The following is a 12,130-nucleotide window of genomic DNA, read 5'->3' on the forward strand; positions in this document are numbered from 1 at the left end:
CTCATCGTTCGGCGAGCATGAGGCAGCCGTCGTCGCCCCGGTCCACCAGGAAGCGCCGCTCGGCGACCGTCACGAGCGGCCGTGCCCGGGTACGTACCAGCGGCCGGATCTCCCGGCCCTGGTCGATGACGAAGTCCCAGCGCGCCTCACGGCCGACGACCTCGTCGATGTCCACCAGCGACACCCGGGCCCGGAAGTTCTGCCCGGCCAGCGTGACGGGGAAGTACATCTCCTCGCCGTCACTCCTGCGCACCAGCCGCAACACCGGATCGCCGTCGCCCGGGTCACTGAGCTCGCCGGAGAAGACCAGGTCGTCGCCGTCCACCCGGCACTCGCCGATCAGCGCCTCGGCCCGGCGCAGCCGCAGTCCCCAGGCCCCGCCGCCGCCGCGCACCGGCACCAGCCACACGCCCGCCCTGCGCTTCGGCGCGGGCACCAGCGGCAGCAGCCAGCGCGATCCGACGACCTTCGCCTCCAGTTTCAGCCGGGGGCCGCGCAACCGTACCCGCAGATCCCAGTGCCCGAGCCGGGCGAGCTGCGCGCGGGTCAGCGTCGCCGGGTCGAACGCGAACGCGAAGGAGAACCCGTGCTCGGCCACCGCACCGCCCTCTTCCTGCTCGACGCTCTCCCAGGTCGGTGAGACGCGCTGGTCGGACAGCGCGACGAGCTCGCCGGTCCTGCGCTCCTGCAGCCACACCTGCGCACTCGTACGGCGCAGGTCCGACACGTCGAACCGGCCGATGCTCACCCGGCCCATGCCACCGAGCTCGCCGTCGCGCCAATCCAGCTCGACCAGCCGGGCCGACAGCTTGAGCTCGGCCGACACCTCCGACAGGTGCCTGGGTATGGCCGGGTGCCGGCCGTACCAGCGCTTGCGCAGCAGGCCCGGCGGGCTGACCCGCGGAAGCAGGCGGCCCGCGCGGTCCTGCTCGAAGACGCGCGCCAGCTCGTCCAGGCGACGCCCGTGGAGCAGGTGCACCTGGAGCCGCTGCGCGAACGGGATGCTCTGCCACGCCTCCGGCGCGACGCCGTCGAGATAGCGGACGACCAGGTCGACGAGGCCGGGATCGGCCGCGGCGCCCATCATGGCCATCGCCTCCACCGCGACGCTCATGTCGATCTCGAGCGTGTCGCGGTCGAAGTCCGGCTTGAGCGCGGGCGCGCCGGTGGTGAGCAGCGCGGCCGTCTCCAGCACCGACAGCAGGCGGTCCCGCAGGTTGGCCGGCTCCAGGCGGCGCTGGGTGATCGAGGAACACTCCTCGTCGCGCTGCCGCCAGTGATAGACGATGCTCTTGATCACGTCGACCGAAGAGGCGCCCACGTGCGCGGCCATGGCGACCGGCTGATCCTCGTACATGCGCTCGGGGAAGACCAGGCCAAGGGCGTTCCAGAAGTCGAGCCGGTAGACCTTGTTCCACAGCATGCGGTCGCGGATCAGCAGCGGGTGGCGGGTGATGTGCGTGCGCCTGCGCGACTCGGCGAACGCCTGCTTGTGCGCCCACGAGGGTACGAGCAGGTTGCGGTGCAGCCGCATGACGTTGCCGCAGGCCAGATCGGAACCGGTGGCCTCCAGGGAGGCGACCAGCCGCTGGAACGCGCGGGGCGGCACCTTGTCGTCACCGTCGACGAAGGCCAGGTAGCGGCCCGTGGCCCGGCGGACACCGATGTTGCGGGCCCGCCCCACCCCCTGGTTGGCCTGCCGGATGAGGCTGATCCTCGGGTCGGCCGCCATCCGGGCCTCGACCACGGCGGCACTGGCGTCGGTGCTGCCGTCGTCCACGCAGATCATCTCAAGGTCCTGGAGCTTCTGCGCGGCCAGCGAATCCAGGCAGGGACCGATGTACTTCTCAACGTTGTAGAACGGGACGATCACCGAAAGAACCGGCACGGAAACTCCTCTTCGTCAGCCGGACAGCAGGCGCATTCGTCAGCCGGACAGCAGGCGCAGAACCCGGCGGGCGACCCTGCGCGGGCGGGCCAGGCGGCGCGAGAGCCGGTAGCCGAGCGTCCTGCGGTAGGCGGCCGACTTCCGCTGGGTCTTTCTCAGCCGGCCCTTGGCCCGCAGCAGCTCGCGTTCGCGGTAGGTGAGCTTGGTCTCCAGGCGGGACACCCTGGCCAGCGCGGCGGTCAGCTGGTCGGCCAGCCGGTCCCGCGCGCCCAGCAGGTCCCGGTACGTCGGGGCGGCGTCGCTCAGCTCGGCCGGCTGCCCCAGCTCGGCGTCGAGCTTGCGGGCCAGGTCGAGATCCGCCTGGTCGCACGGCCGGTTCGCCATGCCGCAGAGCGTCAACGCCAGCTGCTCGGCCTGCCGCGGCCACGGCCACGGGTGGTGGTGACCGGCGGCCAGCAGGCGTACCGCGAACCGCCACAACACCCGGCACAACACCACGCGGTCGGCCGGTCGGTCGGGCTGCGCGGGCAGGGCATGGATGGCGGCGAACCGCTCGCCGTCCCAGACCAGATTGTCGGCCGCGGCGTCGCCGCCCATCTCGACCCAGTCGCCCAGCACGGTGAGCAGGTCACGGACGGCCCGTACGTCCTCGCGGGCGCACGCCTCGATCAGGACCTCCTCCACGACGCGGCCCGCGGGGATGGCTCGCTCGACGCCGTCGGGCAGCCGGCGGGTGGCGCCCCAGGTGACCTCGTGTACGGCGTGACCCTCCTCGAACAGGCCGAGCGGCAGGTCCGTGGGCGACCCCTCGTACTGGCCGAGCGGCAGGTCCGTGGGCGCGTCCTCGTACTGGCCGAGCGGCACGTCCCCCCGCGCTGTGGGCGCGGCCGAGGGTCTGGTCGCCATGGCCACCCATAGCGGGGCAAGCTGCTCGCCGAGGCCGTGGCTGAACACCAGCCGGGTCAGCCGCAGCGGATCGGCCACCAGCATCCTGTCGCCGCCACGGGCGCTCAACGGCACCGTGAGCGCGTCGGGCAGGTCGCACCCGAGCAGTTCGCGGGCGAGCAGCGCGCGGGGCGCCGCGCGGCCCGGATAGGCGGCGTAACATCTCTCGGGGGTCAGCCCGGCCGCCGCCAGCTCCTCGTCGAGGGCGCCGGGCCCGTCGGGGTAGCCCTGGTCGAACCCGTGCGGCTCCCAGTGCTCGTCGCCGCCGTCCCGGTCGGCGGGCCTGGCCTCGACGAACCGGTCGATGCCCAGGTCGTTGCTCACGCTCAGGACGAACCGCCCGCCCGGCGCGACGAGGGCGGCGAGCGCGCCCAGCGACTCGCGCCAGGGCGGCGCGACCTCCTCGGCCGAGTGCGTACGCCGCAGCCCGTCGAGCGCCAGGACCAGGTCGTACGGCTCGCCCTCGGGCAGCGCTGACAGACGGCCGCAGTGCACGGCCAGATCGGGATGGCGCTCGGCCAGGGCGCAGGCGTCGGGATAGGAGCGCAGCACCACGGCCACCGACGCGGCCCGCGCCACCACCTCGTCCACCAAGCCGCGCGGGTGCGGCCCGACCAGCAGCACCCTGGCCCTCGCGCCCCTGTCGGCTCCGTTGGCCTCTCCGCCCTCTCCGCCCTGGCGGCCCTCACGGCCCTCGCAGGTCTCGATGGGGAGCAGGCGTCTGACCAGTTCCAGGGCCACGCCCCGCCAGTCCGTGACACCGGACGTATGGGATGAGTCCGACCACAGCAGCATCTCGCCGCCGATCAGCCGGACGTTCTCGGGTGCCTCGTTCATGCGCATCGCGCCCGCTTCCAGCCGAACATTCGCCGTAGCTCCTCCGGTGTCGCCTGATACTCGAATCCCAGCTCCTGCCGGGCCGCCTCCCTGGCCGCCTCGGGGTCGACGCGCGCGCCGTGCAGTTCGGGCCAGAGCCGCATGCGGCGGGCGGTGCCGCCGTACTCGGGCCGCTCGTCCTCCAGCTGCATCGGGTCTCCGTAGACGGCGACGTCGCAGCCCACAGAGGCGCCGTAGAACAGCGCGCTGCCGAGCCGGTTGGACGCCACCCGGCGATGCCGCCGCAGCTCGGCCAGCTGGCCGGACAGGAAGTCGCGCCCCCTGCCGTCCCACCGCGAACCGCGCTCACCATGGCAGATGACCCGGAAACCCGCCGACCGATAAGCCCGCCGAATGTCCGGATTAGCGAATTCCAACCAGTAAAGACAGATTGTCACCGGCTCCGTCTCCACTTCGGATATTTCGGCGGCCAGCCGGGCATGGTCGCCGGTGACCGAATGCTTTTCCCAGCCGTGGAAGGGATACCAGATCGTACCCTTCCTTTCGGGGGCCGCCGCCTTTCCAGGCTCCATATCAAGAAGGTAGATCCACGGCGCGCCGATGACATAGTGACCACGGCGACCCATCGACCAGCCACGCCGCCTGAGCACGTCTGACCAGACGAAACGGGGGTAGCCAGGGCTGCACCAGTGGTCGTTGGGCGGGAATCCGTGGAGATAGTTCCAGCCGTGCTGCAGAAAACCCTGTATTCGCCGGGGAGTGTCATCCGCCATTTCACAGTATCGGCCGAGTATGCGGGAGTGCCCGTACCAGTGATTGGATTCGTCCATCATTCCCCCTGTAGCGGTTGACGCGCCCCAGGCGACATTCTCAGCCCGGCACAGCGGGCACTCGCCGTTATACGGTTCTATTACTCACGACGGGTGCTTGGTTTCTGTTGACGGACGATCACGGCTACACTACGTGGTTGTCCGAAGACAGAAAGTGAGCAGAGATGAGCCAGCTCGACCGCCTGCGCGGCGTCTTCCGCGCCTCGCTGAGCCTGCCGGCCGACCGGGACGTCGACGGGCTCGAATACCGGGCGATCCCGCAGTGGGACTCACTGGCCCACATGGCCCTCGTCGCCGCGATGGAGGACGAGTTCGGCATCATGATCGACACGGACGAGATGATCGACATGAGCTCGTTCGCCAAGGCCGCCGAGCTGCTGGAGAAGCACGGTGCCGACGCCGTCACCTGACCTCCGGGTCGCGCTCGTCACCGGCTCCACGCTGGGCATCGGCCGGGCCGTCGCCGCGCGGCTGGCCCTGACCGGTCACGAGGTCGTCCTCCACGGGCGCGACCAGGAGCGCTCCGCCAAGGCGGCGGCCGAGGTGGCCGCCGAGACGGGGGGCCGCACCGACACGGTCCACGGCGACGTGGCCGACCCCGCCGCGGTGTCCGCCATGATGCGGGAGATCCACCGGCGGCACGGGCGGCTCGACGCCCTGGTGATCAACGCGGGCGGGCACGCGGCGAGCCTGCTCGGCATGATGCACAGCGACGTGGTGAGCCGGCTCTTCCACGTCAACGCGCTGGGCGCCACCCACACCCTGCAGGCCGCGGTCAAGCTGCTGCGCAGGGGCACCGACCCGGCCGTGGTCCTGGTCTCCTCGGTCATGGGCCGCAAAGGGGCGCCGGGCCAGGCCGTCTACTCCGCCACCAAGGCCGCCGTGCTCGGCCTCACCCTGGCCGCCGCCAAGGAGCTCGGGCCCCAGGGCATCCGGGTCAACGCGGTGGCACCCGGCTACATCCAGACCGACATGCTCTCCACGCTCAACGACCGGGCCCGCGCCGACACCGTCGCCGCGACCCCGCTCGGCCGCCTGGGCACCGCCGGCGACGTGGCCGCCGCGGCCGCCTTCCTGCTCTCCGCCGACGCCTGCTTCATCACCGGGCAGGTCATCGGGGTGGACGGCGGGCTGGTGCTGTAAGTCTCCGACACGATGGACGGGCGGTCTTTCATGAACGCTTCCCTACACTCCGGACACTCCGGCGCACCCCAACCCGCCGACGGTTCCTCACCGCGGGTCGGCGAGGACCTGACCCCTCGGGAGGGCCTTCCGTACCCGGACGCGCAGACACCGCTGTGCCTTCCGCACCCGGACGCGCGGATAGTCGTCGCCGGAGAGCCGGGAGTGCTCACCGGTGACGACCTGGCGGCTCGGATCGCGAGCGCCACGCAGGCGCTGGCCGCGCTGCCGCCCGGCCCGGTGTTCTGCGGCATGCGTAACGATCTGCCGTCCGTGCTGCGCTACCTCGCGGCGTTCCAGGCGGGCAGGCCCATCGCGCTGCTGGACCCCGACCTGCCGCCCGGCGCGCTGGCCGAGCTGGCCGCCAGGTTCAAGCCCGCCGCCCTGCTCGGCTTCACGCGAGCCGCCGACGGCCTACGGCGTGCCCGGGGCGGCACCCCCGAGCCCCATCCGGACCTGGCCGTCCTGCTCGCCACCTCGGGTTCGACCGGCAACCCCAAGCTCGTGCGACTGTCGCGGTCGGCCGTGTCGGCCAACGCCCACGCCATCGCCACCGCCCTGGCCATCGCGCCCGGCGAGATCGCGCCGACCAGCCTCCCGCTCTACTACAGCTACGGACTGTCGGTGCTCAACAGCCATCTCGCCGCGGGCGCCACCGTGGTGCTGACCGACGCGGGCCTGCTCGAGCGATCCTTCTGGACCATGCTCGACGAACACCGGTGCACCTCACTGGCGGCGGTCCCCTACCAGTACGAGATGCTGCGCAAGCTCCGCTTCGACCCGGTCGAGCATCCCGCGCTCACCACCATGACCCAGGCGGGCGGGCGGCTGCGGGCCGACCTGGTCACCGAGTTCGCCGCCAAGGCCCAGCGCTTCCTCGTCATGTACGGCCAGACGGAGGCGACCGCCCGCATCGCCGTACTCCCCCACGACCGCCTGGCCGCCAAGCCCGGCTCCGTAGGCCTGGCCGTCCCCGGCGGTCACCTGACCATCGACGACGGCCAGGTCGTCTACCACGGCCCCAACGTGATGATGGGCTACGCCGAAACGGCCGACGACCTGGCCAGGGGCGACGACCTGGGCGGCGTGCTGCGCACCGGCGACCTCGGCCACCTCGACGACGAGGGCTTCCTCCACATCACCGGCCGGATGAAACGCATCGCCAAGGTCTTCGGCGTACGCGTCAACCTCGACGACATCGAACGCCTGCTGCGCGACCGCGGCCCCGTCGCGGCCACCAGCGGCGACGACCGTGTCACGGTCTGGGCCGAGGGCCTCGACGCCGAGGGATGCACCACGCTCGCCCGGCGGCTGGGGTCCGAGCTGCGGCTCCACTGGAGCGGGTTCGACGTACGCGGCGTGGACCGGCTGCCGCTGCTCGGCACCGGGAAGATCGACTACCTCGCTCTGGAGGCCCGCACGTGAGCGTCTTCACCTTGTCCCAGGACGCGAAGGAAGCCGCGCTGCTGCCCGAGTTGGTCGCGCTGACCGAGCGGCATCGGCGGGCCTGCCTGCCGTACCGCCGGATTCTGGACGCGATCGGGGCGGTGGGGCCCTACGAGCGGGTGGCGGATCTGCCGTGGCTGCCGGTGCGGCTGTTCAAGACGCACGAGTTGCGCAGTGTGCCGGAGAGCGCGGTGTTCAGGGTGCTCACCTCCAGCGGTACGACCGGGCAGCGGCCCAGCCGCGTCTACCTCGACCGCGAGGCGGCGGCCGCGCAGCCGCGCATGCTGGCGGCGACGCTCCGCGCGGTGCTGGGCGAGCGGCGGCTGCCGATGCTGATCGTCGACAGCCGATCGGCGATACGCGCCGCCACGCTGAGCGCTCGTGGGGCGGGCGTGCTCGGCATGATGCACTTCGGCAGAGACCACACCTTCGTGCTCGACGAGGGTGGCGAGCTGGATGCCGAGGCGGTCAAGGGCTTTCTCGCGCGGCACGGTGGTGCGCCCTATCTGATCTTCGGGTTCACGTTCATGGTGTGGTCTCACCTGCGTGAGCTAGACCTCTCGAAAGGGGTGCTGATCCACTCCGGGGGCTGGAAACGGCTGGCGGAGCAGGCCGTCGACAACGCCACGTTCCGCCGGCGGCTGGGCGAGGAGTGCGGGCTGCGGCGTATCCACGACTTCTACGGGATGGTCGAGCAGATCGGCACGGTGTTCCTGGAGGGGCCGGACGGCGGCGGGCTCTATTGCCCTGATTTCGCCGATGTCGTGATCCGCGATCCGGAGACGTGGCAGGAGGCGCCGCCCGGCGTGCCGGGGCTGATCGAGGTGGTCAGTACGCTGCCCACGTCCTATCCGGGGCACGTGCTGCTGACGGAGGACCTCGGCGTGGTGCACGGGGTGGACGACGGTGTGTGGCCGGGCAAGCGGTTCTCGGTGCTCGGGCGGCTGCCCAGAGCGGAGGCGCGCGGCTGCAGCGACACCTCGGCACGGTCGGCGGCATGATGAGCGACGTCTCGTCCAGGTTCCCCGATTGCCGGGAGATCTCAGTTGAGACGCTGATCGGGCAGATGTCCGGGGGCGAGCCGCTCGCGGTGGGTGATGAGCGGATTCGTGGGTTCCTCACCGGGTTCGGCAGGCGCCTGCTGAGTCCGGAGCTGGCGCGACGTCATCCCGAGCTGGCCTCGCTGGGCTTCTTCCTGCGGCCCAGCGAGCTGACGCGGATTCTCGACGGGCCCCGGGGCGATCACCTGCGGGCGCCGCGCGGCCTGGTGTTCCACGTCCCGCCCGCGAACGTCGACACCGTCTTCGTCTACTCCTGGGCCCTGTCGGCGCTGATGGGCAACCGCAACGTGGTACGCCTGTCGCCGCGCGCGGGCGCCGTGGCCGAGACGATCACGCGGACGCTGCGGGAGTCGCTGGCCGACGCCGATCCGGCGGTGGCCGCCACGCAGCGCATCGTCACGTACGACCGGTCCGACGCCGTCACCGCGGCCCTGTCAGCGGCGTGCGACCTGCGGGTCATCTGGGGCGGCGACGCCGCGGTCGGCGAGATCCGCCGCCATCCACTAGCCCCGCACGCGCGTGACCTGACCTTTCCCGATCGGACGTCGTTCGCGGTGCTCCGGGCGACGGCCTGGCTGTCGGCGTCGGCCGCCACGCGGGGAGCGGTCGCCGAGGGGTTCGCCAACGACGCCTACTGGTTCGACCAGGCGGCCTGCTCGTCGCCGCGCACCGTCTACTGGGTCGGCTCGGTCGCCGACTGCGATGTGGCGCGCGAGGAGTTCACCGCCTGGCTCGCGCGGGCCGTGGCCAAACGGGGGTGGTCCGTGGACGCCGCGATGGCGGTCGAGAAGCGGGTCGCCACGTACGGACTGGCCGCCGACGGCGACGCCCACGCCATCGACTTCCACAGCAACGCGCTGGCCAGCGTCACCCTGGCCGGTCCCGAGGCGGCGCCACGACGGTGGCTGGGCGCCGGGACGTTCGCACACGCCCGGCTCGATGGCCTTGGCGAGCTGGCTCGGCTGGTGGAGCGCCGGGATCAGACGATGACGCACTTCGGGTTCGTCCCGGCCGAGCTGGAGTTGCTGGCGGGGGCGCTGGCGGGTCGGGGGGTCGATCGGATGGTGCCGGTGGGGAGTGCGCTGAGCTTTCACCGGGTTTGGGATGGAGTGGACCTGACCGCCGAGTTCACGCGTCTGGTCACCGTGTTCACATGACGATCGGGGCGGACAAGAGCGTGGCGACCGCATGACCATCACAGCGGCAAAGAGGGTGGTGGCCTCGCCGGTGGTCGGGCGGCGAGGGTGGTCCGGCTGGGTGCCGGTGGGGCTGGTCGGCTTGGTGGCTGTGGCGGCGCTTGTCTGGCGCGGGGTTTCCGTCCGGGACATTGCCGCTTTCGGGGGCTATATCGGTGTCGGCGTGCTGGTTCCCGGGACGCTGTTGTGGCGGGCGTTGGCACGGGGGCGCGGGTCGCTCGCCGAGGAGCTGGCGGCAGGGCTGGCGCTGGGGTACGCGGTCGAGGTGCTGGCCTACATCCCGGCGCGCGCGGTCGGGCTACCGCTGCTCGTGCTCGTCTGGCCCGTTACGGTGATCGCCGCCTTCGTCGCCGTACCCCGACTACGACGGTACTGGCGGTCGGGGCCGGGACCGGAGGCGGGACCGGGGATCAGCCGAGGAACGGGAACGGAGACAGGACCGGGGACGGGAGCGGTCCCGGGCCTGGGTATGGGATCGGGGACGGGCACGGGGCCGGGGCCGGGGACGGCGGGTCGTGAGTGGATGCCCCTGTGGTGTGCGTGGGCCTTGGCGGGGGTCGTCTGTTATCTCGTCGTCTGGAGCACCCTGTCGTTCTACGGGGGCCATGGCCTGACCTGGCCCGGCAACGCGACTCCCTACGTCGACATGCCCTACCACCTCGCCCTGCTCGGCGAGCTCAAGCATCACATGCCCCCGACGGTCCCGACGGTCCTGGCTGAGCCGCTGTCCTACCACTGGTACGTCTACGCCGAGATGGCCGCCACCAGCTGGGTCACCGGGATCGAACCACAGACGCTCCTCTACCGGCTGTCGATGCTGCCGATGATGGTGGCCATGGTCGTGCTGCTGGCGGTGCTCGCCAGGCGGGTGACCGGGCGGTGGTGGGCGGGCGTGGCTGCGGTCTTCGTGACGTACTTCGCCTTCAGCCCGGAGCTGTACTGGGGAGCGAGCAATCTGTTCACGTCGCGGTCGATGTTCACGGTGTGGACGAGTCCGACGCAGACGTTCGGGGCGTTGCTCTGCGTCCCTGTGGTGCTGGTGCTCGTTGGGTACCTGCGCCGGGAGCAGACCGGGTGGGGCGGGTGGGTGCTGGTCGGGGTGCTGTCGGCGGCGCTGACCGGGGCAAAGGCGACGTTCCTGCCGCTGTTGCTGGGTGGGCTGGTGCTCGTACTGATCGTCAGACGGTGGTCGCGGCCCGCACTCGTAGGTGCCGAGAACACATCGACCGAGCCGTGGTCACGACCCGCACTCGTGAACGTCAGGAGCACGCTGACCGAGCGGTGGTCGCGGCCCGCACTCGTGGGCATCGGGATCATGCTGGCCGGTCTGGCGTTCGCGCAGTTCGTGGTCTTCGGGGGTCAGCGGCAGGGGCTGGTGCTCGCGCCGTTCGCGAGCATGCGGCCGGTCTGGGGGCTGGTGATGGACCTCGGACCCAAGCAGGTTGCCAGGGCCTCCGTGTGGCCGATCGCGGGGCTGACGGGGATTCACCTCATCTGCCTGGCGTGCGTGTGGGCGGGAGTGCTGGGCGTGCTGGCCAGGCGGGCGGTCCTACGGGATCCGGGCATGCTGCTGTTGCTCGGGATCGGGGCGGGGGGCATCGGCGCCGTCGTGCTGCTGGGGCATCCGTCGGCCAGCCAGTACTACTTCCTGGAGGGCGCTCGACCGTACCTCTCGATCGCGTCCATCGCCGGGGTGGCCGCTCTCGGCCGGGAGCGCGGATTCGCCGCCGCCAAGTGGTGGGTGGCGCTGGGAGCCGGGCTGGCCGTGGGGGTCCGAGCGCTGCTCGGACCGAACGTGCCGGTCCACGGGCTGTTCCCCCTCGCGCTGCCATACCTCGTGCTCGCGGGGGTCGTCGCGACCGTCACGCTGCGGCGCGGACCCGTAGTGCTGGCGGTGGTCGCGCTGCTCACCGGCTACGCGGTGCCGGCCACCTTGGCCCAAGGGGTCGGGCCGTCGAGCCACCACGAGGCGCCGCCGCCTGTGCGCATGGTGCCGCAGGGTGCGCTGGAGGCCGGGCGGTGGCTGCGGGATCACTCCTCGCCCGACGACGTGGTGGCGACCAACGCGCACTGCCGGCCCGTCGGCTGGAAGGTGTGCGACAGTCGCCATTTCTGGGTGTCCGCCTACAGCGAGCGCCGGGTGCTGGTGGAGGGGTGGGCGTACGCCCAGAGCACGATGTCGCGGAGCGAGCCGTTCGGCCTCTCCTACCTGGCCCTGCCATTCGCGGACCAGGAACGGCTGGCGGCGAACGACACGATGTTCCGGCAGCCGTCGGCGGAGAATGTCGCGCGGCTCGTCCGCGAATATGGCGTTAAATGGGCGCTCACCGAGAATGACACGGCCCTTGATGGCTTCGCGACGCTGCGTTTCCGCAGCGGCCAGTGCTCGGTCTACGAACTCGGCGCCGGGTAAAAGTCTGCCCTACTCCAAGAATGGTGCGGAGAAACAGCCCGCGCATCAATGGACGGCCACAGCAGCATTCCCGTATCAACTACCACCGTTTGAAGCTGGTGGTTTGCTCTCGCGGTCCCGTCTGGGTGAAGGGAGGCCGGTAGCGTGTGGCTAATTGATAACAGCCCAGCCCGCAATGCCGCGTGTGGCGATGTTGCGGGCCGCAATGTGGTCGGCGTGCCCAGCGAGGCCACACCCGGTGCAGACGAACCGGCCCCGCGCCGGCCGATTCGCCCTGGACACACACCCGCACTCCGGACACGCCTGCGAGGTGTAGGCGGGGTCGACCAACA

At 71.3% G+C, this 12,130-nt stretch carries 10 protein-coding genes; 6 read left to right on the forward strand and 4 right to left on the reverse strand.

Features of this window, described 5'->3' with window-relative positions; translation table 11 throughout:
• Nucleotide 1: 1 nt before the first annotated feature.
• From AB0J16_RS37725 to AB0J16_RS37735, 3 genes are read right to left on the reverse strand one after another with little or no spacing between them, the layout of a single operon-like run.
• A complete protein-coding gene (locus AB0J16_RS37725) occupies nucleotides 2–1,888 on the reverse strand; it encodes a glycosyltransferase family 2 protein (RefSeq protein ID WP_358548828.1) in 1,887 nt (628 codons plus the stop codon).
• Between the two features lie 39 nt (nucleotides 1,889–1,927).
• A complete protein-coding gene (locus AB0J16_RS37730; RefSeq protein ID WP_358548830.1) occupies nucleotides 1,928–3,670 on the reverse strand; it encodes a hypothetical protein in 1,743 nt (580 codons plus the stop codon).
• The gene (locus tag AB0J16_RS37735; protein ID WP_358548833.1) at nucleotides 3,667–4,242 is read right to left on the reverse strand and encodes a hypothetical protein; all 576 of its coding nucleotides are present in this window, start codon (nucleotides 4,240–4,242) and stop codon (nucleotides 3,667–3,669) included. The genes AB0J16_RS37730 and AB0J16_RS37735 overlap by 4 nt, the downstream gene beginning before the upstream one ends.
• A 422-nt stretch (nucleotides 4,243–4,664) precedes the next feature.
• On the opposite strand from AB0J16_RS37735, the gene AB0J16_RS37740 reads away from it, so the two are divergent.
• Genes AB0J16_RS37740 through AB0J16_RS37765 form a run of 6 tightly spaced genes read left to right on the forward strand, consistent with a single transcriptional unit; the run spans nucleotide 4,665 to nucleotide 11,798 of the window.
• Nucleotides 4,665–4,910 carry an acyl carrier protein gene (locus AB0J16_RS37740; RefSeq protein WP_357948443.1) on the forward strand — a complete coding sequence of 82 codons (246 nt, stop codon included), beginning with the start codon at nucleotides 4,665–4,667 and terminating at the stop codon, nucleotides 4,908–4,910.
• Nucleotides 4,891–5,643, forward strand: a complete 753-nt coding sequence (locus tag AB0J16_RS37745; protein ID WP_358548836.1) for an SDR family oxidoreductase — start codon at nucleotides 4,891–4,893, stop codon at nucleotides 5,641–5,643. The genes AB0J16_RS37740 and AB0J16_RS37745 overlap by 20 nt, the downstream gene beginning before the upstream one ends.
• A gap of 30 nt (nucleotides 5,644–5,673) precedes the next feature.
• Complete coding sequence (locus AB0J16_RS37750; protein WP_358548838.1) at nucleotides 5,674–7,107, forward strand: AMP-binding protein; 1,434 nt, start codon at nucleotides 5,674–5,676, stop codon at nucleotides 7,105–7,107.
• The gene (locus AB0J16_RS37755) at nucleotides 7,104–8,129 is read left to right on the forward strand and encodes an acyl-protein synthetase (RefSeq protein WP_358548841.1); all 1,026 of its coding nucleotides are present in this window, start codon (nucleotides 7,104–7,106) and stop codon (nucleotides 8,127–8,129) included. The genes AB0J16_RS37750 and AB0J16_RS37755 overlap by 4 nt, the downstream gene beginning before the upstream one ends.
• The gene (locus AB0J16_RS37760) at nucleotides 8,126–9,346 is read left to right on the forward strand and encodes an acyl-CoA reductase (protein WP_358548844.1); all 1,221 of its coding nucleotides are present in this window, start codon (nucleotides 8,126–8,128) and stop codon (nucleotides 9,344–9,346) included. The genes AB0J16_RS37755 and AB0J16_RS37760 overlap by 4 nt, the downstream gene beginning before the upstream one ends.
• A 31-nt stretch (nucleotides 9,347–9,377) precedes the next feature.
• Nucleotides 9,378–11,798 carry a hypothetical protein gene (locus AB0J16_RS37765; RefSeq protein ID WP_358548846.1) on the forward strand — a complete coding sequence of 807 codons (2,421 nt, stop codon included), beginning with the start codon at nucleotides 9,378–9,380 and terminating at the stop codon, nucleotides 11,796–11,798.
• 150 nt (nucleotides 11,799–11,948) lie between these two features.
• Here the strand turns inward: AB0J16_RS37765 and AB0J16_RS37770 are convergent, their stop codons facing one another.
• The gene (locus AB0J16_RS37770) at nucleotides 11,949–12,128 is read right to left on the reverse strand and encodes a zinc ribbon domain-containing protein (RefSeq protein WP_358548848.1); all 180 of its coding nucleotides are present in this window, start codon (nucleotides 12,126–12,128) and stop codon (nucleotides 11,949–11,951) included.
• Between the last annotated feature and the right edge of the window lie 2 nt (nucleotides 12,129–12,130).

This window comes from Nonomuraea sp. NPDC049750 (assembly GCF_040659625.1).
Classification (GTDB): Bacteria; Actinomycetota; Actinomycetes; order Streptosporangiales; family Streptosporangiaceae; genus Nonomuraea.

What these genes read in the sequence shown, in the direction of transcription:
- AB0J16_RS37730 (WP_358548830.1), bottom strand. Translation starts at nt 3,670, where the DNA reads ATGAACGAGGCACCCGAGAACGTCCGGCTGATCGGCGGCGAGATGCTG.
- AB0J16_RS37760 (WP_358548844.1), top strand. Translation starts at nt 8,126, where the DNA reads ATGATGAGCGACGTCTCGTCCAGGTTCCCCGATTGCCGGGAGATCTCA.
- AB0J16_RS37750 (WP_358548838.1), top strand. Translation starts at nt 5,674, where the DNA reads ATGAACGCTTCCCTACACTCCGGACACTCCGGCGCACCCCAACCCGCC.
- AB0J16_RS37765 (WP_358548846.1), top strand. Translation starts at nt 9,378, where the DNA reads ATGACCATCACAGCGGCAAAGAGGGTGGTGGCCTCGCCGGTGGTCGGG.
- AB0J16_RS37740 (WP_357948443.1), top strand. Translation starts at nt 4,665, where the DNA reads ATGAGCCAGCTCGACCGCCTGCGCGGCGTCTTCCGCGCCTCGCTGAGC.
- AB0J16_RS37735 (WP_358548833.1), bottom strand. Translation starts at nt 4,242, where the DNA reads ATGGAGCCTGGAAAGGCGGCGGCCCCCGAAAGGAAGGGTACGATCTGG.